This window comes from Parapedobacter koreensis (assembly GCF_900109365.1).
In the GTDB taxonomy this organism is placed as follows: Bacteria; Bacteroidota; Bacteroidia; order Sphingobacteriales; family Sphingobacteriaceae; genus Parapedobacter; species Parapedobacter koreensis.
In genome coordinates, this window is record NZ_FNZR01000002.1 from 684,694 (window position 1) to 709,758 (window position 25,065).

Genomic DNA, 25,065 nt, shown 5'->3' on the forward strand with positions numbered 1-25,065 from the left:
TTTCAAACTAAAGGTTTAACCATACGTTTACTCGAAATCGCTGAATGCGGGTGTACTTAATGGCACAATGCGGATATTGTCAAAATAGACGTTTACGTTCGTATTTTCCGCGGGCACCCCATTGATCGGCCCATTCTCCAGCCACGGGCCCGCCTGTGCGTAAGTCACTGTGGAAAGCAGGGACAATACCCCCTGGAAATCCATGCCCGCGAAGTCTTCGCTGTCGCTGAAAGGCAAGGTAACGGTAAACCAATGGCCCGGATTCTCGAACGGAACACGCGATCCGCCCGACTCCCATGGGGCATACAGCATGCAGTAGCGGGTGGTGCCGAAGCCGTCAGCGACGACAAACCGGATATTTCCCGAGTTCCATTCGCCTTGCACATAGATATCCAGCTGCACCGCCACCTGATCGGTCGATGTCGTACCCGGGATGACCGTGTTGTCAATCATACTCCCCCACACGCCGTTGTTGATCCAATAGCGGGTAATGTCTACAGCGGCATCGGAGGCTGCCATCGTCCGGCTGTCCTTGTTGAGCGATCGGTATAGACCTTGGGATTTCGGCCCATTTCCATCGGCGGGCAGCAGCGCATCCAGATCCTCGGATATCTCGCCGTTGCTCCATGATGCCGTATTCACGTTATCAAAGTTGTGCAGCAGTCCCCGCTTAAAATTGAAATACGCCGGGGAATAGACCCCTCCATTGGCTCCCACCAACAACAATGCACCACCTTCGTCGGATACGTTATCAGGTACCGTAACCGTACAATAGGTTCCTTCCTCGTCGTCCGAGACGATACCGCTTGTGACGGTTATCCCACCGGGAAACGTAATGCTTTCTATTCCCTGTAAGCCTGTGCCATAGATGGTAATTTCCTCACCCGCCTGTGGCATGGTATGCGAAATGCTCGTTACAGTGGGTGCCGACGACCGGATTTCAAAGGCATATTGGTACAGCTGTCCTCCTTTTTCGAGCACGATGGTATTACGTTCGTCCGGGTTGGCATCAAATGTCGGGGTTTCCGCCGCGATGGACAACCAAATATTATGGTCAGTAAACAACGCCGAGTTAAACGACGTCTGGTACCCATTGATAAAGATGCGTTCAACCCCTGAAAACCCCTCCCCTTCAATGCGTATGGTCTGGCCGATACGCGCAAACTCCACGGCCCTGTCCGGCACATCCGAATTGACGTCCTGCAAATACACCACATCGATGCGCATCGGTCCGCCGGAAGCCTCATCACTCTTTTTGCAGCCATTCAACAACAAAACCAAAAGAAACGCCGCCAGGGCCGCGTGGGCCGCCCCTTGGTATATACTTTTATTCTTAATTAAGCTTTTCATGCCAACATTCTTTAATCAAACAGATCGGTGATTTTCTCCTCAGTGAATTCATACGGGACCGGCGGCTCCCGCAATAGCGGGTTTTGTATCAGCTCCGACTCGGGGTATGGCAACAGGAATATGGCAGGGGTCACATTTCCGACGGCCCTCGTTTCACGGTCCCTATCCGGGTCTTCCCTGAGCACGTTAGGTGCATCAAAAAGAAACGGTACAATCGTACCCCGGTCTTGCGATTCGATGTAGTTGATCACTTCCTGCTGTTTGTAATACGCCCTGCTCAGCAAGTCATACCAATATAAGCCCTCCATACAAAATTCAACACGCCTTTCATGGCGGATATCGTTATAGGTGATGCTTGTCTTGGGATCCAAGCCCGCACGTCTGCGCACTTCGTTGAAATAAAAAAGCGCCTGTTCATCACTGCTTGATGCCGCGTTCCCGAGTTCGGCTTCCGCATAATTTAAATAGACCTCGGCCAGCCGCAACATATAGGTATTGAGCGCTGAATTCATACGTGCTATCGCCGCGTTGTCCCGGGAGGATCCCACCACCCCTTTCTTTACATTTAAGAATTGCTGGCCATTTCCCCGCTCATTGAGGTATCCGCCCGCAGCTTTGCTGATCTCCGGATAGAAATCTCCATATCCCATCCAGGTAGCCTTGCGGCGAATGGAATCCCTTGGCTCATATTCTTTAATCACGTCGTATGTTGCCCTTGTCCAATCCCCCCAGGCCGCATCATCGCCCGTTAGCTGTGAGCTGGAAGCAAAATAGGCTTGCTGCGGATTGATATAGCCCCAGCCCGTAGCACTGCTGAGGCCGGGAACCCATTGCAAGGCAAACATCGATTCGCTGTTGTTATTGTTTTCAATTTTGAAGAGATCCGGATAACTATCCATCAACCGGTAACTGCTTTGTGTAATCACTGCCGCTGCAGCCCGTTTGGCCAAATCCAGGTAAGTCTGGTTGCGCGTACCGCCGTTCGGATTGGCTTCGTTGTCTACATAACCGGAATACGCCAGGTATACACGGGACAGCATCCCGAATGCCGAAAACTTATTCACCCTTCCGGATTGCAATGAAACCGGGGGCAGGTATTTAGCGGCATATTCGAGATCCCGGATAGCAAACTCAAAGACATCCTTCCTTGGATGGCTGTTGATGACCGGATTATTGACAATCGGACTGGGGTCTTCGGTAATGATGGCATTCCCCCACAGCGAGGCTAAATACCAATACGCCACGCCGCGCATGAAACGGGCTTCAGCGATATAAGTCCGTTTTTCTTCATCGCTGGCCGAACTTTGGTTGATGCTGATGATGACCTTGTTGGACTGCTGGATAACCACATAAAAAGATTGCCATGCACTGACCAACGGACCGGTAAGGCCGGTGACCGCGAGATCGGCAAACGGGTAGACATAATCCGAGAATGGCGCATATAAATTATAGGAAGCACCATCGCCCAATCCATAGTAAAACTGCCTGTTGAAATCCGACCAAACCACATTATATAACGGCGAGGTCAATGAAGGCAGGTTTTCTTCCGTCAAGCTTTCCCCGGTAATCAGATTATTGGGTTTTATATCCAGGAAATCGCTGCACGACTGCGTGAGCACAGCAATCACCGAAGCCAGCAGCACATAGATGGGTTTCATTGTTATAAATCTATTTTTCATGATTTTACAAACTAAGATTAACACCTAAAGTATAAATGCGCGGAGCTGGGTATCGTCCGTTATCCACACCATTCAGCTGGTTGCCGCCGCTGTAGGTAATGCCAATTTCCGGATCATAGCCTGAATAATTGGTAAATGTGTATACATTTTGCAGGTTGGCATAAATCTTCAGGTTCTGGAGCTTTATCCGTTCCATCCACCTCGTCGGAAAGTTATAGGCCAGGGTGATGTTCTGGATACGGAGGTAAGATCCGTCTTCGACATAACGGTCGCTGAACGCATAGTTGTAATTCGATGTTTGCTGGCCGATTGCCAGCCGGCTCATGTCCCCATCTCCTCCTGCGACCCGCACATTCCGGTAATCATTCGGTCCATCCGGATCGATCAGCTCAAGGCGTGCGTAATTAAGCGCCTTGGCGTAGAGGTTTGAGATATTCCTGCGTGGATTTTCCAGGAACCTGCGCGAATAATTGATGACGTCATTGCCGTATGAACCTGTCAGAAATACGGTCAAATCCCAATTCCGGTAATTAAACGTATTACCAACACCGAAGGTAAAATCCGGTGCCGGATTTCCGATGAAAGCGCGGTCCTGTTCGTCGATTATCCCATCGAAATTGACGTCCCGATAGATGTAGTCGCCAACCCATACACCCGTTTGTTCGTCGATGGGAAGATCAAACATCACCGGGATCCGATGGATGTCGCCCGCTTCGTCTTTGTAATAAAAGTCTGTAGCCTGCTCAAACCGGCCAACAATCTGATAGCCATAGAACTGCCCGATGGGTTGCCCCACTATCGTTTGGTTGATAACCGGGCTGTCATTCACACCATACGTGCTGCTCTCGATGGTCCGCGAGTCGATACCGGTCTGTGTATTGATGGCCAGCACCTTGTTCCTATTCAACGAAAAAACGAGATTGGTATGCCACCGGAAATTATCCCGCTGGAAATTCGTCGTCGCCAGTGTAAATTCAATCCCCCTATTCTGTAAGGAACCAAGGTTTACCCAAGGGCGGCCGCTCGCGCCTGTACCCGCAGTGCCCGCGTATACCGGTAGCGAGGCCTGCAAGAGCAGGTTTTCGGTCTTCTTATGGTAGAAATCAACCGTGAAATTTACCCTGTCCTGCCACAGGCCGAGGTCGATACCCAGGTTACTGGAGGTTGTGCTCTCCCATTTCAAATCTTCGTTGGGTGTATTGGCCGCTATCAATCCGGTGCCCCAGATCGTCGTCGCAGTGCCATATGTAGCGATATATGCATAGTTGTCTGGAATATTCTGGTTGCCCACGAGCCCCCACCCCAGGCGCAGCTTCAGGTTGTTGATTGTTGGATGATCCCGCAAAAACCCTTCACTGGAAACCTTCCATGCAAATGCAGCAGAAGGAAACCATCCGGTACGGTTTTCGGGAGCAAATTTCGAAGACCTGTCCCTTCTCAACGTAGCCGTCAGCAAATACCTGTCGTCATATGAATAAAAAACCCTGCCAAATTCGGACAGGATGGAACTTGCGCCCGAATACCCCGTGTTGGCCGCCGTCGTTGCATCCCCCAACGACAAGTCCGTTGATCCATTGGTCGTATAGCCTGTCCGTGATCCACCCAGGAACTCCCAGGATGTTTTCTGCATTTCCTGGCCCAACATTGCATCAATACTATGTACACCGAATGCTTTGGTATACGTCAATATATTCCGCCATGTCCAGAATTGGTTAAATTGCTTCGAATAGGTTCCTTCGTTGTTGTCCATGAATTGGGTTGGCGAGAGGTAGTAAGTTGGTTGGAACCGGTACGAATTGGGCGTACTGTAATCAAACGAGACCTCCGTCCGGAAGGTCAGGCCGGAAAGGATATCCGCTGAGGCAAATGTATTGCCCCGGATACCGTAAGATTCCATCCGGTTATCGATAAGCGTTGCCATTGCCATTGGGTTGGTAGGCATGAATTGTTCATCAGATGCGGCAAACGACCCATCAGCGTTCCTTACAGGCACATCCGGAGTTGTCCTCAGCGCGATGGAGACCAAGGACTGGTCGGAAACCGTCAACGTCTGATTCAAGTGGTTAAATGCGAAATTTATACCGGCTTTTAAATAACTTTTGACCTGCGATTCAAAATTGCCCGTTAAGGTAAGGCGCTTAAATCCGGAGCCCGCCGCAATGCCATCCTGTTTTAATAACCCGCCGGTCAACGCGTAGGTATTCCGCTCACTGCCGCCGGAGATGGAAACGTTGTGGTTGTTCATCTGCGCATTATTAAAAAGTTCGCTTTGCCAATCGGTGCCTTCACCCAACAAATCAGGACGGATGAAATTGTTGTTCGGCGTGGAGATGTTATAATCCGCCAACGTATTTCGATGCGCCGCATATTGCCTTAAGTTCAAGACATCCATCTTTTTGGGAATCTGCTGCATGCCGGTATAGCCGTGGTAACTCAGGGTAGAAAATCCGGCTTTCCCCCGCCTCGTGGTAATCACAATGACCCCATTGGACGCCCTGGAACCATAGATAGCCGTTGCCGATGCATCTTTCAGCACATCCACGGAAACGATATCCATGGGGTTGATGGAGGCGAGTGCGTTGGTATTGGTATTATCCCCGCCGGCAGCCCCGCCTTCAATGATGACACCATCTATCACGTAAATCGGTTCCGTGGATGCACTGAGCGAACTGATGCCCCTTATCCTGACCGAATTGCTCGCCCCGGGCATTCCGGAGTTTTGCTGAAACTGCACACCCGCCACGCGCCCCTGCAATACCTGATCGATATTGACGACCCCCGATTCCGAAATGGATTTTTCGTTTATCGAGCTTATGGCCCCCGTCAGATCAGACCGCTTTTGCGTTCCATAACCAATGACCACCACTTCATCCAACGTATTGGGGTCTTCCGATAGCTGGATACGGATATCGGATCGGCTTTCTACCAGGTGCTCCTGTGTATAATAACCCAAATGGGAGAATACCAACGTGCTTCCGTCAGGAACATTGGTGATTTCGAACGAACCATCCTCCCGGGTGTAGGTACCATTGCTGGTTCCCTTTACGTTGATGTTTACCCCCGAGATGGGCTCATCGTTTTGGTCGACTACCTTCCCCGTTACAGGCTGCTGAGCTTGCACATGGAAAGCCCACAGGAAAGCAAAAACAAAAGCAAGAAATTGTTTCAATTTTGCATTCATATTTTATAAGCTTTAATTGATATAATTGATTAGTATTATCCCCGTTGCCTGGACAGACGCATACACCGGTTAGCCACCATAAACTGAAAACCAACGTTGGCATGCAAAGCCGTCCGGTATCCAAATATGTTCTTCCACCGATGCAAAAAGGTCTGAAAATCGGTTTATAAGCACCCCAAAAGGGGTTTGGTTATTCCGCTACCCACAAATCTAAAAATAAAAAATGAAAACCGCAACCGATTGCATGTTTTTACATAAAGGCAAAAGACGCTCCAATCCATAAGGCCGGTAGATCCCCTCATCGTGGACACTACCGGCCTTGTTAATTGGACATTCAGGTTAATTGTATCCTGGATTCTGATACATTTCGGTCTCCCCTTCCATCGCATCCAGCTGGCCCTGCGGAATGGGCCGCAAGTAGTGATATGGCTGGATACTTCGTGTCACCGTTTGCGGCGTATGGTCACCGATATTGGGTCCGCAGATTTCATACGTACCCGCCAATTCGGTCCATTTCTGTGTACGTATCAGATCGTACCACCGATAACCTTCACCATAGTATTCACGTGACCGTTCGGCCAAGATATAGTCGATGTCTATCGTCGCCGGTGTGGCAGCGACCAAGGCGGCACTATTATCGGCTATTTTCTCCACATTTCCGTTGTTATCCCAGCGCCACTTTCCCGCGCGCTCACGGATGACGTTGATAAGATCCCGCGCGCTACGCGTACCCGATGCACCTTTCACAGCGGCCTCAGCCGCGATAAGGTAGAGCTCTGAGAATTTAGCAATATTAAACGGCCGCGTGCTCGCTGCATTCGGCTGCCCCAATCCATCGCCATTATCGGTGCGGTAAGGGCCAAGTTTCCAAAGCCCGGGATAGACGCGCCGACTGACGCCACGGGGCGACACCACAAAATCGCTCCTTCCGGGCAGTATACCTGCGCCGACGTTACTATTATAGGTCGAATTGGAGTAATCAATAGTTCCTTCCGGTTCCTCATCCAGAAAGGTCAGTATCGCATCGCCGGGGTTTACCGGCGCAAAATTTACGTTGTACACCGGGCCACTGACACCGGCCTTATCCCAGTTGCCACGATAAACGGTGGTAAACGTGCCATCGTAGCGGGAGTCATTGGTCTTGTCGGCAAAGGTATTGGTAATCGCTCCAATCGTGGGACTCATCCGCATCCACGGCCGCCCGAGCGCTTGCTCGGCTTCACGCTGGACGGAACTCATAGCCGTCCACCCCGAGTTGGACGAACTGCTTCGGATTTCGGTATAATTCCATGTCATCATCCATCCGGCAAAGTTCTCCGGAGCTTCACCATTGCTATACGTAAGGCTTCCTGCGTTGTAAAATTCACTGCTCTCCGTATGGTCGGCATACAACAAGATTTCGTTGTTGCGATCATTTGGCCCCAAATTGACGTCGTAGAATGTCGGCTGTAAACCGAAGGGCCCCGGGTTGTCGATACCCGCTGTTGCCACATCATATGCCTGCTGGTAGTACCACTGGGCATCATGTCCATCCGGATCGACACGATTGGTCTCCGGATAGGTCGGAATATTATTCGGGTTTTCCAGCCACCATCCGTAGGTCAGGTAAGCTTTTGCGAGATATAGGCGAGCAACCGTTTTGGTGACACCGCCCGTTACCCGGCCGGCATCCGGCAAATCATTTACCGCGACCAGCAAATCCGGGAAAATAGCTTTGGTGTACACCTCAGGCACGGTATTCCGCGCGGAGGTCCTGCTGGGATTGGTGTTGAACGCCAGTTCGCCTGCACCCAAATCCAGCGGTATCCCGCCAAAGGTCTGCACCAGTATGAAATAGTCGAACGCCCGGAAGAACCTGGCTTCGGCGATCAACGCATTTGAGATTGTACCTACTTCTGCGGCATTTTCAATGATACCGCTTGCCGTGTTGATATTGCTGAATGCAGTGCCCCACAGGACATCAGCACGGCTGTTGATCGGCGTGATCTGTCCCTGCCCGCTGAGGTCCATGACCAGGAAGTTTTCGTCCGCCCCTTGCCCATACGTTGCCTCATCGGTGCCCGTGAGGGTCGTGTTATAATAGTAAGCCTGCCCATAAATGTAACGCAGGTGTGCGTACATGGAGGTTATTCCACCTTGGACGCCTTTTTCGGTCGTGAAAAAACCGGGCTCATAAATGCTACGCGGTTGTTCGTCCAAAATCTTAGCGCATGCCGAAAAGAACAACGCTATCACGGCTGCTCCTATATAATTGATATTACGTGTCTGTTTCATTACTATTTTCTTTAAAATACCAGGTTAATACCAAACAAGTAACTACGCGTTGCCGGCGAATTCGTACCAATCGTCAATAACCGGGGCCGGTACGTATTGGTTACCGCCGCATTTTCGTCAGCATAGGAGTTGGTTTCCGGATCCAATCCGGTCTCCCTGTTATAGGGAGAGAACAAGACAAATGGATTCTGTACCGTGAAATAAAACCGCAACCGGTCAATGCCGGCACGTTGCACCCAATCGCTGCCGTCGAAGTTATAGCCCAGTGACAGCGTGCGTATCTTCAGGTGCGATGCATCGAAGTAACCCAGGGTACTGCCGTACTTCGGATTGTCGCCGCTGATAATACCACCGGGCATGGGATACCGCGCATCGGTATTTTCCGGCGTCCAGTAGTCTACCCGCACGTTATTCCTGCGTCCGCTCAGCATATTCAGGTAGCCGGATGCGGTGTGGAGCGTACTGATGAGCGTGCCACCGCGCTGGAACATCCCTACAGCGCTCAAATCAATATTTTTATAGGCAACACGCGTGTTGAAACCGCCCTGAAAATCAGGCTGCAGATTGATAATTTGCCGGTCGGCAAGCCCGATTGCCCGGGCAGGTGTCCCATCGTCATTATAATCGCCGGTGTATTTTACCTTGACCATACCCACGTTTCCACCCGGTTCCAGGATATCCAGGTAAGGGTCTCCCTCCTGCCAGAGTCCCGTATACTCGTAATCAAAAACGACATCAATGGGATGTCCTACGAACCACCAGTTGCCTTCGTCCCTGTCCTGTCCGGAAGCCAATGCCACCAGCTTGTTGCGGTTGCCATACACGTTGATACCAGCTTCCCAAGTCCAGCCATTGTGGTCATCCAATATCACCCCATTGAGCGAAAGCTCCAACCCTTTATTTTGTGTTTCCCCAATGTTAGCCGTGTAACTTCCCACACCCGCTGTATTCGGCAGATTGACATTCAACAGCACATCGTTGGTGTTTGTTACATAATACTCTAAGGTACCGGACAAACGGCTGTTCAGGATGGAGAAGTCCAACCCATAGTTCCACGTTTCCGAATATTCCCATCCCAAACCTGCATTGGGCAATTGGGATACATAATAGCCTACAGCATAGTTATCGCTGCCGAAATTATACGGCCGGGTGTTCAAACGCCCCAATGTCGCATAGGGGGCAATAGCCTGATTGGAGGTTTGCCCGTAGCCCACCCGCAGTTTGAGCATGTCCACAAAGGAAACGTCTTGCATAAACGCTTCTCTTCCAATATTCCATCCGGCTGATATCGCTGGATACGTGTGCCATTTGTGACCCGATGCCAGCCTTGAGGAGCCGTCGGACCGCAGCGTGGCCGACAGCATATAGCGATCGTCATAGGAATACATGACACGGCCCATCCACGACATCAATCCCCACAATTCATAGATCTGTCCATTCGGATCGATCGTAATTTCGCCTGTTGCCTGCCCCAGGTTATAGAACTGGAATGCATCAGCGGGAATATCCCTTGCCGCTATACCCGATTGGTTGAATTTGTTCTGCTCGGAAGAGTACAATGCCGTTACATTGATGTTGTGTTTTTCAGCAAACGTACGGTCGTAGGTCAGCAGGTTTTCAACGACCCAGTGATAGGTGTGCTGGTTGCTGATGGAAGCCGATGAAGGTGTGGTGGGGTTTGTGGCGTTTATGCCCTGCCCGGTATAGGCCCCACCATTGCTTTGGCGGTAGTCCAAACCAAGATTGATTCGATACTTCAGCCCCTCGACCCAAGGTACACTCACTTCGCCATATACGGAGTTGTATGTAGCATAAGCCCGGGTCTCGTTTAACCATTGGTCTTGTACACCTTCTATAATTTCCCTCGTGGCCGTCCAGGGCTCATCCAAGGGCATGCGTATCGTCCGTTTCCAGGTGCCGTCCTCATTGTAGGGATTGGCTATCGGCGACATGCTTAAAGCGGCATACAACCCCACTTGGGAACCTTCTGTCATATTATAATTGTTGTTGGTGGTAAAGCCGACCCGGAAATAATCCCCCAGTTGCTGATCGACCGTACCGCGCAATGAAATACGGCTGTATTTTTGCGTGGGAACCACGCCTTCATCCTGGAAGTAGCCCCCGCCGAAATTATAGTTGCCCTTTTCAGTGCCAGCCGAAACGCCGACATCCTGGCTGATTGTATTTCCGGTTCGGTAAAATAGATCCTGCCAATCGGTATTGACATCATCAGATTCATCCAATCCATTCTGGTACTGGCCAGCAGCGGCACGGAGCGCGGCAAATTCCGGTCCATTCATCATCGGATATTTGGAAAAAATAGTTTTAAAACCCTGAAAGCTGTTGTAGGATACGCGTGCCGCTTGCCCGCTCTGCCCTTTGTTGGTGGTCACCAATATCACGCCGTTGGCCCCGCGCGACCCATAAATCGCGGTTGCAGAAGCATCCTTGAGGATATCAAGACTCTTAATGTCGTTCGGATTGATGTCACCGATGGACCCCGCAAAGGGGATACCATCGAGCACCACCAACGGGTCGTTGCTGGCATTCAGCGAACGTGTACCACGGATACGGATTTGCGTAGTTGCGCCCGGTTGTGATGAGGTTTGCGATAGCTGTACCCCCGGCAAACGCCCTTGCAAGGCCTGCGAAATATTCGCCGATGGCACGTCGCGCATCTGATCGCCGCCGATTGTGGCCACCGAACCTGTCACCGCTTCTTTCCGCTGGACACCGTATCCCACAACAATCACTTCATCTAACGCACTGGCTTCCCCTACCAATGTGACGGTCAATTGCTGGTCAGCTTCGCCCACTTTAATCTCTTGCGTAGCATATCCAACATAGCTGAATATCAATGCACTGCTTGCAGGCACACGGATAGTGAAGCGGCCGCCGTCATCGGTAGACGTGCTTGCTGTGCCCACACTCGACCGGATGGAAACCCCACTCAGCGCCACGCCTCCTTCATCGACAACGATCCCTGATATCCCCACGCCACCGCCTTGGGCCATGGTGTATACGGAATAAAAAAACAAAAGCAACGATAGACAGGCGGCTTTGATGGCTTTCCCTCGCTGTCGCCGCAATCCCGGTTTGTATACGCTTATCATACTGTAGGATTTTATTGGTTTAATAATTTAGTTAATTGCTACTTTACCGTATCCACTTGACCAATTTTCCCAACTGCACAGTTCCAACGTTGGCATGTGGCACTTTTGACAACTACCTTATCATCGAAATGATTGAATCTGGATAAGGTTTATAACGTCCTCCCGGACCTTGGTTATTTCTTTCTGTGGGTAAAGGTAGAAACAAAAATTAATTTATGCAACCGATTGCAAAAAAAAACTTTTTTTCTTATTTTAGCCGAACCATTTAGTGAACCGTATTTTTACCAAACAAATGAGTACGTCCAACGAGAAAAAAGAAGTAACCATTTATGATATTGCGGCTGCCCTCCAAATATCAGCGGCAACCGTGAGCCGGGGGCTGAAAAACCATCCCGCAATCAAGCAGGCTACGAAAGATCGGATTTTTGCCCAAGCCGAGCGCATGGGATACCGATTCAACACCTTTGCCCGCAACCTGCGGACAAAACGAACGTATACAATCGGTGTCATTGTACCCCGGTTGAATAGTATGTTTATGTCGGATGTCATTGCTGGCATGGAAAAGGTATCCAATGAAGCAGGCTATGAACTAATCATCAGCCAATCCCTGGAGACCATGGAAAAAGAAATGAAGAACGCCGTTACCATGTTTAATAACAGAGTGGATGGTTTATTGGTATCCCTGGCCTATACGACAACAGGCATTGACCATTTCAAGCGCTTCTTTGATAAAAATATTCCCTTGATTTTCTTTGACCGCGTATTCGAACACCCCAACTGCCCGAATATCGTCATCAACAATTATAAAGCAGCCTACGAGCTTACTTCCTACCTTATCCAGCAAGGTGCCCGGCGTATTATGCATGTAGCGGGTAATCTCAACAGGAATGTCTATAGCCAACGCTTCAAGGGGTACAGAGACGCCTTGTTAGACAATGGCATTCAATTCCAGGAAGGCTGGCTCATCGTCAATAACCTCAGTGCAGAAGACGGCATACATACCGCAAAACACATCTATGCACTGACGGAACGGCCCGATGCCGTCTTTGTAGCCAATGATACCTGCGCAGTGGCTTGCATGCAGGAATTGAAACGAAATGGCATATACGTCCCGAAAGACATCCTCGTTGCTGGATTTAACAACGATCCGATCGCTACGGTGGTTGAACCCAACCTCACTACCGTTAATTATCGGGGGCCTGAAATGGGAGAAATGGCAGCCAAAACACTCATCAACCTGCTTAATGGAAATGGTGAACAGCATACCGCGGCAACCATCATGCTGCGCCATGAATTGATCATACGGGATTCTACCCAACGACCACAATGAAACCAATGATGAAAATAAGCCGATTATGAACCCATACACCCGCATTTTGTCCTTCCTGGCAGGAGTTTGCCTATACAGCCTTCCTGTTGCGGCCCAATCCGGCTATCGGTTGTGGCTGGATTTCAAATCCTTACCCACAGAAACGGCCGATGGCTACAAGCAACGGCTTACAGCCCTGCTTTTCCCTGTGGCAAACCAAACAGATAGCATTGCCAAGCAGGAACTGCTCACCGCATTGGATGGCTTGCTCGGGCAACGCCCCACATCGGTTGATACCCCCCAAAAGACAGGCACCCTGATTGTCGGCACCCCCGCTACCCTCCCCTGGCTGGCTGGTGAAGCCATTGGCGAACATCTCGATCACATGGGCGAGGAAGGATATGGCATCCACAGCACGACCATCAACGGCAGCCCGGCAACGGTCATCCTGGCCAATACCAGCAAGGGTGTGCTATACGGTGCCTACGCATTCCTTGGCCTGCTGCAAGGCGGCGAGGATATCACACAAGTGGCCATCACCACCCGGCCCAAGGTTACATTGCGCCTGCTCAATCATTGGGACAACCTCGACCGCACCGTGGAACGCGGCTATGCGGGCTTCTCCCTGTGGGACTGGCACCGTCTGCCGGGATACCGCGATCCGCGTTACACGGACTATGCCCGCGCCAATGCCTCCATCGGCATCAACGGCACGGTGCTCAACAATGTGAATGCCAACGCGCTCATGCTTACGGCGCCCTACCTTGAAAAGGCCGCGGCACTGGCCGACATCTTCCGTCCCTACGGCATCAAGGTATACCTGTCTGCACGGTTCAGCGCCCCCATCGAACTGGGCGGCCTTGCCGATGCCGACCCGCTCAATCCCAAGGTGCAGCAATGGTGGAATGAAAAGGTTGCGGAAATTTACCGGTATATTCCCGACTTTGGTGGCTTCCTGGTGAAGGCCAATTCCGAAGGGCAACCCGGTCCGCAGAACTACGGGCGCAGCCATGCCGACGGGGCCAACATGCTGGCCGATGCGCTGGAACCCCACAACGGCGTGGTCATGTGGCGTGCCTTTGTTTATGACGACAAAGAACCCGATGATCGGGCCAAGCAGGCTTACAACGAGTTCAAACCATTGGACGGCCAATTCCGTGGCAATGTCATTGTGCAGGTCAAGAATGGTGCAATCGACTTCCAGCCGCGCGAACCCTTCCATCCGCTCTTCGGGGCCATGCCCCAAACGCCCCTGATGATGGAATTCCAGATCACGCAGGAATACCTCGGCTTTGCCACCAACCTGGCTTATTTAGGCACCCTGTTCAGTGAAACGTTGCAGGCCGACACCTATGCCGACGGCCCTCAATCAACCGTTGCGCGTGTCGTTGACGGCTCATTGACCGGGCAATCGCTTACGGCCATAGCCGGCGTGGCCAACACGGGTACCGCCACCAATTGGACGGGACACCCCTTTGCACAGGCCAACTGGTTTGCCTATGGCCAGCTGGCGTGGGATCCCGAAGCCGACGCCGCTACCATTGCCGAGGATTGGCTACGCCGTACCTTCGGCAACGATGCTTCCCTCATCGGTGCCCTGCTGCCCCTGATGATGCAGTCGCGCGAGGCCGTGGTCAACTACATGACACCCCTCGGCCTCCATCACCTAATGGGATGGAGCCACCACTACGGACCGGGGCCGTGGATCAAGGACAAACAGCGGGCCGACTGGACGTCGGTGTATTACCACCAGGCTGATAAAGATGGCATTGGCTTTGACCGCACCGCTTCGGGCAGCAATGCCTTAGGCCAATATACACCGGAGGTACGCAAGCGATTTGAAGACCCGCAAACCTGCCCCGATGAGTACCTTCTGTGGTTCCACCACCTCCCTTGGGATTTCCGGATGAAATCCGGCGAAACGCTCTGGGAGACGCTCTGCGGCCACTATTATGGCGGCGTAGCGGAAGTGGCCGGCATGCAGGCCGTCTGGGAAGCACAGCGCGGCAAGGTGGATTCGACGGTCTTTCAGGAGGTAAGTGATTTGCTGGCCGTCCAGCACGAGGAAGCCATCCTGTGGCGCGATGCCTGTGTGCTGTACTTCCAGCAATTTTCGGGCATGCCCATCCCGGAAGGACTGGAGCAGCCAGCGCATCCGCTGGAATATTATGAGCATTTGCAATTCCATTTTGTGCCGGGGATATAAATACCAGTGTCATGAAAAGACTACCAGTGTTCATCAGTTTACTGGCATTAGCCAGCACATCGTCTGTCCGGCCCCAACCGGACAAAGGCTTGAAGGATTATTATGCGGCCTATTTTCCCATCGGCGTGGCCGTCAACCCGAGAAGCCTTGACGGTGAGGAAGCCGCGTTTATCCAGCAGCACTTCAATAGTGTCACCGCTGAAAATGCCATGAAAATGGGACCGCTGCAACCCAAGGAGGGTGTATTCAACTGGGAACTTGCTGATGATATCGTGGCATTTGCTGCTTCCCGCGGCATGCGGATTAGGGGCCATGCCCTATGCTGGCACCAGCAGGTGGCCGACTGGTTTTTCGTGGATGACGAAGGCCAACCAGTCTCCAGGGAAATCCTGCTGGAACGCCTGCGGACGCACATCCATACCGTCATGAAGCGGTACAAGGGGAAGGTATATGCTTGGGATGTCGTGAATGAAGCCATTGACGACAACCCGGAAAACCTGTTGCGGCCATCAAAATGGACGGCGATCATCGGTGAAGACTTCGTGGAAAAAGCCTTTGAATTTGCCCACGAAGCCGATCCGGATGCCAAGCTCTTCTACAACGACTACAACAGCGAACGACCGGAGAAGGTGGAGCGTATCTACACACTGCTGAAACGGCTCAAAGACAAAAACGTCCCGATACATGGTGTCGGGCTGCAAGCACACTGGTCTGTTTTTGAACCTTCGGAAGACCAATTGCGCTATGCGTTGGATCGGTTTTCCTCGCTCGGACTGGAGCTGCACATCACCGAACTGGATGTCTCGGTATATCCCTGGGAAAAGGAACGCCGCTCCAAACGTGCCGACGAATCCGATGTGTATACCGAGGCCATGCAAAAAGCCCAGGCCGAAAAATACGCGATGGCATTCCGGGTATTCCGTGATTACCGCGACGTCCTGACCAGTGTCACCTTCTGGAATGCCAACGACCGCTACACCTGGCTCGATAATTACCCGGTAGCGGGAAGGAAAAATCATCCCTCCCTATTCGATACCCAGCGGAAACCCAAAAGGGCTTATTGGAGGGTGGTAGATTTCTAATCCTTTAATAAAACCCATTAAAACACCGAGTTATGCAGAAAATCGCCGTTTTCATAGGAATTTTAGGAATCGTACAGATCGCATACGCATCCGGCAAGGAATTTCCCATTGTTGGCAGCCACCAAGCGGCCAACATCATGGTCGACAGCAGCGAACACCGTAGTGTACTGCGGGCAGCCTCGGACTTACAATTGGATATCGAGCGCATCACCGCCGTACGGCCCACATTGAATGGCAAGGGTACCCCTGCCACTATCATCATCGGTACCATCGGAAAATCACGCGTCATCGATGAACTGGTTCGCACGGGAACGATTGACATGACCGATGTCACCGGCAAATGGGAAAGCACGCTCATCGAAGTGGTAGACAACCCCACTTCAGATATTGCACAGGCGCTGGTCATTGCAGGCAGCGACAACCGGGGTACCATCTTCGGGATTTATGATGTCTCCTACCAAATCGGGGTATCCCCATGGCACTATTGGGCTGATGTACCCGTGAAAAAAAGCGACGAGCTGTTCTTCCCGGCCAAAAGGACGGTTCTCCAATCCCCCGCCGTCAAATACCGGGGCATCTTTATCAACGACGAGGCCCCAGCACTGGCGGGCTGGGCTGAAAAATACCACGGTGGCTTCACCCATACCTTCTACGAAAAAGTATTCGAGCTTATCCTCCGTCTTAAAGGCAACTTCCTGTGGCCTGCCATGTGGGGCCGGGCATTCAACGACGACGACTCACTGAATCCCGTGCTGGCCGATCAATATGGCATCGTGCTGGGCACTTCCCACCACGAGCCCATGGTGCGTGCGCACGACGAATGGCGGCGCTACGGCAATGGGTCGTGGGATTATCAAACCAACAAAACTGCACTCCAAGCATTCTGGAAAGCAGGCATCCAGCGGATGGGTACTCATGAAAACCTGGTGACCATCGGCATGCGGGGCGACGGCGACGAGCCGATGACCGAAGGCACGGCCATCGGACTGCTGGAAACCATCGTGGCCGACCAGCGCCAAATCATCAGCGAAGTTACCGGGAAAGATGCAACAGCAGTACCGCAAGTGTGGGCGCTGTACAAAGAAGTGCAGGACTACTACGACCATGGCATGCGCGTGCCCGATGACGTGACCCTCCTGCTCTGCGATGACAACTGGGGCAACATCCGCAAGCTACCCAAGCTGTCCGACCCGCCGCGCAAGGGAGGCTATGGCATCTACTACCACTTCGATTATGTAGGCGGCCCGCGCAACTACAAATGGCTGAACACAAACCCCATTACCAGAGTATGGGAACAGATGAACCTGGCTTATCAGTATGGTGCCACCCAGCTATGGATTGTGAATGTCGGCGACATCAAGCCCATGGAATTTCCCACGGAATTTTTCCTCGACATGGCGTGGTCGCCCGAACGCTGGGGTGCCGCGCAACTGCATGCATATACCGTGGAATGGGCGCAGAAACAATTCGGCGAAACCCATGCAAGCGACATCGCCGAGTTCCTTGCGCAGTACACCAAATTCAACGGCCGCCGCAAGCCTGAGCTGCTCGATGCCGATACCTACAGCCTCCACTACTACCGCGAATGGGAACGCGTGGTGGCCGACTACAACGCCTTAGCCGACCGCGCCCAAGCTGTCCATGAGCGACTACCCGCGCAATACCGCGACGCCTACTACCAGTTGGTACTCTTTCCCATCCTGGCCTGCGCCAACCTCTACGAGCTCTACTATACCGTAGCCAAAAACCGGCTCTACGCCTCCCAGCGGCGCGCGGCAACCAATACGATGGCCGAACAGGCCGAAACCTTGTTCGCAAAAGATTCCCTGCTCACCCATCAGTACAACGACGTGATGGCCGGAGGCAAATGGAGCCACATGATGGACCAAACCCATATCGGCTATACGTACTGGCAGCAGCCCGAACATCAGGTCATGCCCGAGGTAAAACGCCTCACCATGCCCACAGAGGCCCGGATGGGCGTACACGCCGAAGGGTTCCGGTTTGACGGACAGCAGCAACCGCTATTGCCCGAACTGAACCCCCATACGCGCGACAGCGCCTACATCGAAATCTTCAACCAAGGGGAAGGCACGTTCCCGTTCGAAGCGAAGTCTTCGGCCGACTGGGTGCGGCTTTCCGATACAGGCGGGACGATCAGCGATGAACTGCGACTATGGGTGTATATCGACTGGGACAAGGTCCCTGCCGGGAAACATACCGCCACCATCCGCATAAAAGGGACAGGACAGGAAACACGTGTGCAGATCCCCATACATTATTACCCGCTACCTAAGGCTGAACAACCCAACACCTTTATCGAAAACAACGGCTATGTCGCCATCGAAGCACATCACTACAGTGAAGCGGTGGATGCCAAGGGCATCCAGTGGCAGGTGCTACCGGATTACGGGCGCACGGAGTCTGCCGTCGCGGCCATGCCCGTGACCGCCCCTCCCCTGCCTTGGGACGAAGGAAGCCCGCACCTGGTATACCGCTTTTATAGCCACGGCGAAGGCGACGCCCAGGTGACGCTGCACGTATCACCCACCCTCAATTTCAACGGGGAAGGCCATCTGAGGCTGGCCGTATCCGTGGATGGGCAGGCTCCGCAATTGATCAACATCAACGAAGACGGATCCGAGAAAGCATGGGGTGAGGGGGTTGCCAACAACATCAAGCATGTGGTTTCCCGCCATTCGCTTGCCGATAGCGGGAAACATGCCTTAAAGGTATGGTTCGTCGACCCCGGTGTGGTATTGCAACGGGTGGTCATTGACCTCGGCGGCGAACAGCCGAGTTATTTGGGGCCGCCAGAAAGCTTATGCAGCCGCAACAACGCCTCCAAGTAATAGTAGTCGCCATAGTTGATAGACGTATTGATCTCGCTCCCGTTCGGCTTATGCCCCGTGACACCTTTCAGCAATGCCGTATTGCCCGGCATGTCTACCCGATAATGGTCAAAAAGCGACCGGAGCATCGCCTGCGCACAATCAAAATACGTGTCTTTTTCAGGCCCTTCAACAAACGTGCAAAGCTCCAGCAGGGCCGATGCAACGATGGCGGCCGCCGATGCATCGCGCGGCGCATCCGGGATATCGGGGTCGTCGAAATCCCAGTAGGGAACCAAGTCATCGGGCAACCTATCGAGGTATACGTCGGTTACTTGCTGGGCAAAATCCAAAAATTTCGGATCGTGTGTTTCCCGATAGACCATAGTAAATCCGTAGATAGCCCAAGCCTGCCCGCGTGCCCATACGCTTTGATCCGCAAACCCTTGATGAGTCACTTGTTTAATTCGCTTTCCGGTATCTTTGTCATATACCACGACATGGTAGACTGTGTGGTCTGGCCTGAACTGGTTCGCCATCGTCACCTCCGCGTGTTTCACCGCGATGTCATACAACGAATCCGCACCACCATTCTTTGACGCCCAAAACAACAATTCGAGATTGATCATATTGTCGATGATCGTGTTGTGCTGTGGCCATTCCAAGTTTGGCACTGATCTGGGCCAGGACAAGATGGTACCGACGCGGGGGTTGTACAAGGTAGCCAAGCTATCTGCCGTTGCCAAAATAACTGGTTTGTATGCTTCATTTGAAGTTAGCCGATACCCATTGCCAAAACTATTGAATACCTGAAAGCCCAAGTCGTGGTCGGTCGCTGGTTCCTGCGAGAGCGGCAACAACTGCTTAGTAAATATGTCGGCTGTCTTCAACAATGTCTCATCACGCGTAGCTTCATAGGCATACCATAAGATGCCGGGCCAAAATCCACTGGTCCAATCGCTATGGCTCACATATCGCCAAGTCTTTCCATCTTCGGTAATGTTTCGAGGGATATTTGGCGGATCGGGTGGTAAAAGGGCTAAAGTCTGACGCACTTTCGCTACACTGTAATCGATTTCGTGTTGAACGTCATATTGCTGCTCGTTTTGGCAAGACAGGATAAGCGCTAATGGGGGAATCAGCTTGAATAAAAGTTTCATCAGTATAGTTTACGTAAGCGCGTTTTCAATCCTTCGGAAAAATCCAAACCGCCTGACCACCAGAAGCCTGCAGATCAGCATTCAACTGCATCGATCGGTTTACGACAAGTTCACGGATACCGACTTTCGTGCGTGTTGACACATGTTGGTCATCTTCATAAATTTTGGCAACGTATTCCTTGCCTTCTTCCAAAAAATCCAATGGGATATTCAATTTCCGTGCGTCGTTGTTGGTAATACTTCCTACAAACCAACGGTCGCCAGTCCTGCGGGCAACGCTAATGTATTCACCAATCTCACCCTGCACAACCCGGGTATCGTCCCACACGGTGGGCACCTGGTCAAAAAACTCCAGTTCGGGTTCGTCCCGGCTGTCGCTGGGCTTGTCATACCAGTACAAGAATTGAAGCGGACTGTAATAAACGACAGACAAAGCCAATTGATGCGCCGACGTCGTTTTAAGCAGCCGTACATTCGTCAGTCCATGTCGGGTATCGAACGTTGTTTTGCCATCGAAATCCTGCCGGTAATAACAGATGGTATAGTCTGCCGCACCTTGGGTATACCGGGTAAACGGCAAGGTCACATTGTGCGTGGCATCCGGAAACTCTTCATTGCCATAAATTCCCTCCTGTGATAGCAGATTCGGGTAGGTACGGCTGAACCCCGATGGCCGGTATTCATCGTGGATATCTACTATTAATCCATATTCCGCACACTTCCGGACAGCCTCGTGCATCCAAGCCGTCCAGTATTGCGAGCCCACCTGCACAAAACCAAATTTTAGGCCGTCTACGCCCCAGGACTTGTAAAGGGGCAGGATGTCATCCAGTTGCTGAAACAGCGCCCGCTGATTGACATATAAGATAACTCCGATGCCACGTTGTTTAGCATAAGCAATGACGGTTTTAAGGTCTAACGCATCCGGGTTCGAGTTGCGTGCCGGATCCAACGTAACCGTGGTCGCATCAGACGATTTGCTGCCTTCAGGCCCATACCAACCGGCGTCGAACATCAAATACTGGAGATGATGCTTGACAGCAAAGTCGATGGTAGCTTTCGCGCCTTCTGTTGTAAGTGTTACTTCGCGCATCGCTTTCCCGGGTTTAATCCACCACGGATTATCGATTTCACTTGGTGGATTGAGATTAAGCAGCAGGTCGTTATGCTCAATCAATTGCCCCGGTCGCTCTGCCACCATAATGACCCGCCATGGTGTTTGGTAAGGTGCGATGTGATCCACCGGACCGTACATGGCACCTTTTATCGTATTGGCTTTATGTGCACTGAGCACGAATTTGGTACGCACATAATCGACTACGGCCGCTTCTGTCAACAGCACATAAGGACCATTCTCTAAGGTCAATACCAATGGGCGCTCGCTTTCACCAGGCCAATCCGCCAATGGCCGTTTCTCATAGACGCTTTGGGCTTGCTTGGTAAAATAAGCCTGTGTGTTGGCTGGCAGCTGAAACTCCGTATATTCGTCGGTCACTTGAAAATATTCGTTCCCGGGAAACCGATAGCGGAAGGCGATGCCCTCATTATATGCCCGAATCTGTAGCTTCAATTGCTTCTTATCCGTTCCCTTTTTCGTAACCGTCAACTCACAAGACCGATAATGGTCGGTCACCTGTGATCGCTCACCGTAGATCGGCTTCCACACCGTATCGGTTTCCCCGATTGTCTGATCGGCTATTTCCAGTCCGACGGACCAATCTTCGGCCGCCCGGATGCCCAGCTGGGACTCCAGGATAACGGGTGTTCCCCGATAAGCTACCATATACCACAACCTTTCCTTGGCCGTATAAACCTGCATTTCGTAGTTGCCATCGGGCGATTTCAATGACAAACGCTGTGCGACACCTATCCGGCCGCACATAAGAAGAAGAGATAGCGCAATTAAACGCAACGTAATTGACATAGTTGAATTAATTTGGAGATCGGAATAATAAGGTACCATAGCCCGGATGGTCAGCCGTCCACGGCTCGCCTTCTGGCATTATTTTATCTACCACCATTCGGGTATAGAACGGATTTAACTTAGCCCGCTTTTCATAATGATTAAGGACAATTTCGAAAACACCACGCCATTTACCACGGTCATGGTGTGCGATTTCGGCATGGTAATACTTGCCTGTCCTGTCCAGCCAAGTCGAGAACGGCACATCAAATCCTAAATTATATTTTGCAGTATATTCAAAACCTGCGAGCAGACGGTTTTCCGCGGCCCCGTACATATCCAATCCCTGGTTGTAGCCGATTTCGCAAGCTTCTGCCAGGCAGCCCAGACCAAATTGCGTATGCGCTTGATCTCGTCCGCTTTCCTGGCATTGCCCCGCTTCATTGATCACATAGTGCGTCAGCCGGCCATTCCCCTCGCCCTTGTAAAAATACGTGACCGCACGGTCAAACATTTCCCTATCATCCAGGAATACACCGAACGTCATCATGGCCTTGATACAAGCTGCATCCCAGTTGCCATTGGCAAACGTAGCAAATTCAGCGATGACCGGATACAGCACTTCACGTACCATGCGCTCGAAAGCCGCGATCCGCTGCGTATCCCAGTCCGCATCACTATGTCGAATAAGCTCTGCCGCGTTGACCAACAGGTGACCACACAAAGAAGCCATCAATTCCCTATCGTGGTTGATGACCTCTTTCAATTCCCTCGCATAGCCATCCATGATTTCAACAGCTTTGGCAGCATGCCGCTGATCGCCCGTGAGCCTCCATTGTACCGCATTGTAGTAAGCTGCTAAGCAGTCGTCCTCGAATTCCTTCTTGTGCAGGTTTGGCTCATTGGGCTGGCTGCCCATCCGCGAAACGACATCATATGGACCATTGACATCATATTGATAAGAGGCACGCCTATCTTTCAAAAACAAGGCATAAGCGTTGGCCCACGGCTCACGGTTCTCCGTGATTGCCTGCTTAATTGCCATCAGCGCATCTTCCGTATGCAAAATGCCAGGATGAACGAATGGTTCTTCAGTTTGCTGGGCAGCCCCCCACCTGCCCAGCAATAAACCAATAATAATTAACCAAAATTTTTTCATTTCCAAAAGTTTACCATCCAGGGTTATTTCCAATCTCCGAGCCGTTTGACAGCGTATTTAGCCAAGCCAGTGGAATCGGCCTTAAATAAAACTTGGACTCTCCAGTGGTCAATTGTGTCTGGATGCCGCCAAAGATATTGGCCGTATCCCAGTTGTGTGCCAGTACGCGCTCGCCCAAGCGACCCGTCCGTTGCAGGTCGTTCCAATGAGACACTTCACCAAACAGCTCCAATGCACGTTCATCAAGGATATCATCCAGGGTAATCGTTCCGGTTTTTCGCAGGCTTCCTGGGACCTTCGCTGCACGCTCACGTACCTCATTGAGGTAAAACGAAGCTTGCCCATTGTCTCCGTTTTGCAATGCGGCCTCCGCGGCAATCAGATACGTTTCCGCCAAACGGAAAAGATAGATATTCCGGGTTCCGGAAGCCGCATTACTTTCATTATAAATCGTGTTGGCGTCCTTGAATTTCCAGACCGGCAAGAAAGCCCGCGTATTGGAATTGCTGGTTTGGTACGCATTCCGGAAATAATCGTCCTGCGACATATCGTCCGGATCGCCCGTAGGGAAATTGTATACGGTAAATTCCACGGCATCTTTATCTTCCTGAGTCCAAAACTTGAAGTTCGGGTCGCTCGGCACTGGAAAATACACTACGGTATCCCCAAGTGCAAATCGGCCGGCCACGGGCGAAGTACATTGGAACCAGTTTTTACCGGTGTTCCTTCCATCGATTGACGTAGCCGGATCGGCGTTCAGCGGGCTCATGAAAGTCACTTCCGCGCGGCGGTCATTTGCCCAGTCAAAGAGCATATAGAAATATTTCGTCGGCACAAAGCTCGCGTCATCGTTGCTATAATAGTTATCCTTCGAAAGGCCCGGCCAACCCTCCCGGTAAGGAAAGAGGTAATACATATGCCGACCATTCACGTTGTTGTTTGCCGTTTCCGAGAAGCCTATCGAGAAGATAATTTCGTCGTTGCGCTGATTGGCCTGCCGGTGTACCTGCATATAATCGTCCAACAGGCTATGCCCCGAATTGTTGATGACATCTATCGCATCATTGAATGCATTTTGATAATCTGTCGGTGCCGCATAATCTTCATATCCCCGGGTAAGCAATACCAGCGCACGAAGGTGTTTTGCTGCAGCAGCGGAGGCCCGCCCGTAATTCACGCCAGTCTGCCGTGTAGGCAATAGCTCGATAGCCTCGCCCAGATCGGACAAAATCTGCTCGTAAAATGCCGATGCGGGGCTCATGTCAGCAGTATATACCGGAGCCATCGGTTCTTCTGTCAATAGTGGCCCCTGTCCCCAATTTTTGACGATTTCAAACAGATAGAGTGCGCGAAGGAATTTCGCCTCCGCTATGCGCGTGGCCAGCACCGCCTCATCGATACCGTCCAGGTCTTGATCACGTGTCAGCACGTCCGGTGCACGGCCTATTGCTGCATTCACATTTTTCAAGGCACTGTACAACCGGTTCCAATGTGCATTTAGGCTTCCTTGATTCGCATCAAACGTCACCGTATACTGGTTAAGGGGCGATACCGAGCCCACAAAATTCTGGGTTACGACATCCGTTCCCAATTGCGATATATTGATATAGTCTTTACTATTATAAATGCTGCGCAAATCAGCATAGCAGCCAATGACTAAATTTTCATAACCTGATGCCGTCATGAAAAATTCTTCAGCAGACTGACTGGAGTAGTTGACTTCATCCAAGAAGTCACTGCACGCAGCCAATGAGCCTGCGATACCAAGGAGGGCAACCCCTTTAACGATATATTTCGATAATTTCATTTTTCTCATTT

General features: G+C 51.7%; 13 protein-coding genes. 4 read left to right on the plus strand and 9 right to left on the minus strand.

Features of this window, described 5'->3' with window-relative positions:
- Positions 1-27: 27 nt before the first annotated feature.
- From BMW65_RS07180 to BMW65_RS07200, 5 genes are all read right to left on the minus strand, one after another.
- The gene (locus tag BMW65_RS07180) at positions 28-1,350 is read right to left on the minus strand and encodes a glycan-binding surface protein (protein WP_090604007.1); all 1,323 of its coding nucleotides are present in this window, start codon (positions 1,348-1,350) and stop codon (positions 28-30) included.
- Positions 1,351-1,361: 11 nt separating this feature from the next.
- The gene (locus BMW65_RS07185) at positions 1,362-3,008 is read right to left on the minus strand and encodes a RagB/SusD family nutrient uptake outer membrane protein (protein ID WP_218145357.1); all 1,647 of its coding nucleotides are present in this window, start codon (positions 3,006-3,008) and stop codon (positions 1,362-1,364) included.
- 25 nt (positions 3,009-3,033) lie between these two features.
- Positions 3,034-6,210 carry a SusC/RagA family TonB-linked outer membrane protein gene (locus tag BMW65_RS07190; protein WP_090604009.1) on the minus strand — a complete coding sequence of 1,059 codons (3,177 nt, stop codon included), beginning with the start codon at positions 6,208-6,210 and terminating at the stop codon, positions 3,034-3,036.
- A gap of 339 nt (positions 6,211-6,549) precedes the next feature.
- Positions 6,550-8,484, minus strand: coding sequence for a RagB/SusD family nutrient uptake outer membrane protein (locus tag BMW65_RS07195; RefSeq protein WP_090604010.1), 1,935 nt, complete (start codon positions 8,482-8,484; stop codon positions 6,550-6,552).
- Between the two features lie 11 nt (positions 8,485-8,495).
- Positions 8,496-11,597 (minus strand): SusC/RagA family TonB-linked outer membrane protein, encoded by a 3,102-nt coding sequence (locus BMW65_RS07200; RefSeq protein ID WP_090604012.1) that lies wholly within the window; start codon positions 11,595-11,597, stop codon positions 8,496-8,498.
- Between the two features lie 292 nt (positions 11,598-11,889).
- Between BMW65_RS07200 and BMW65_RS07205 the strand changes: the two genes are divergently transcribed.
- Genes BMW65_RS07205 through BMW65_RS07220 form a run of 4 tightly spaced genes read left to right on the plus strand, consistent with a single transcriptional unit; the run spans position 11,890 to position 19,046 of the window.
- Positions 11,890-12,927 (plus strand): LacI family DNA-binding transcriptional regulator, encoded by a 1,038-nt coding sequence (locus BMW65_RS07205; RefSeq protein ID WP_090604320.1) that lies wholly within the window; start codon positions 11,890-11,892, stop codon positions 12,925-12,927.
- Positions 12,928-12,952: 25 nt separating this feature from the next.
- The gene (locus BMW65_RS07210) at positions 12,953-15,112 is read left to right on the plus strand and encodes an alpha-glucuronidase family glycosyl hydrolase (RefSeq protein WP_090604014.1); all 2,160 of its coding nucleotides are present in this window, start codon (positions 12,953-12,955) and stop codon (positions 15,110-15,112) included.
- Positions 15,113-15,123: 11 nt separating this feature from the next.
- Positions 15,124-16,194, plus strand: a complete 1,071-nt coding sequence (locus tag BMW65_RS07215; RefSeq protein WP_090604016.1) for an endo-1,4-beta-xylanase — start codon at positions 15,124-15,126, stop codon at positions 16,192-16,194.
- 32 nt (positions 16,195-16,226) lie between these two features.
- Positions 16,227-19,046 (plus strand): glycosyl hydrolase 115 family protein, encoded by a 2,820-nt coding sequence (locus BMW65_RS07220; RefSeq protein WP_090604018.1) that lies wholly within the window; start codon positions 16,227-16,229, stop codon positions 19,044-19,046.
- On the opposite strand, the gene BMW65_RS07225 is transcribed toward BMW65_RS07220, so the two are convergent.
- The 4 genes from BMW65_RS07225 to BMW65_RS07240 are packed head-to-tail and all read right to left on the minus strand — an operon-like array spanning position 18,995 to position 25,054.
- Positions 18,995-20,185: a glycoside hydrolase family 88 protein gene (locus BMW65_RS07225; protein ID WP_090604020.1), complete on the minus strand. Its 1,191-nt coding sequence runs from the start codon at positions 20,183-20,185 to the stop codon at positions 18,995-18,997. The genes BMW65_RS07220 and BMW65_RS07225 overlap by 52 nt on opposite strands.
- Before the next feature lie 25 nt (positions 20,186-20,210).
- Positions 20,211-22,109, minus strand: coding sequence for a glycoside hydrolase family 97 protein (locus BMW65_RS07230; RefSeq protein ID WP_245747535.1), 1,899 nt, complete (start codon positions 22,107-22,109; stop codon positions 20,211-20,213).
- A gap of 7 nt (positions 22,110-22,116) precedes the next feature.
- Complete coding sequence (locus BMW65_RS07235) at positions 22,117-23,247, minus strand: alginate lyase family protein (protein ID WP_090604024.1); 1,131 nt, start codon at positions 23,245-23,247, stop codon at positions 22,117-22,119.
- A gap of 10 nt (positions 23,248-23,257) precedes the next feature.
- Positions 23,258-25,054 carry a RagB/SusD family nutrient uptake outer membrane protein gene (locus BMW65_RS07240; protein WP_090604026.1) on the minus strand — a complete coding sequence of 599 codons (1,797 nt, stop codon included), beginning with the start codon at positions 25,052-25,054 and terminating at the stop codon, positions 23,258-23,260.
- Positions 25,055-25,065 lie beyond the last annotated feature (11 nt).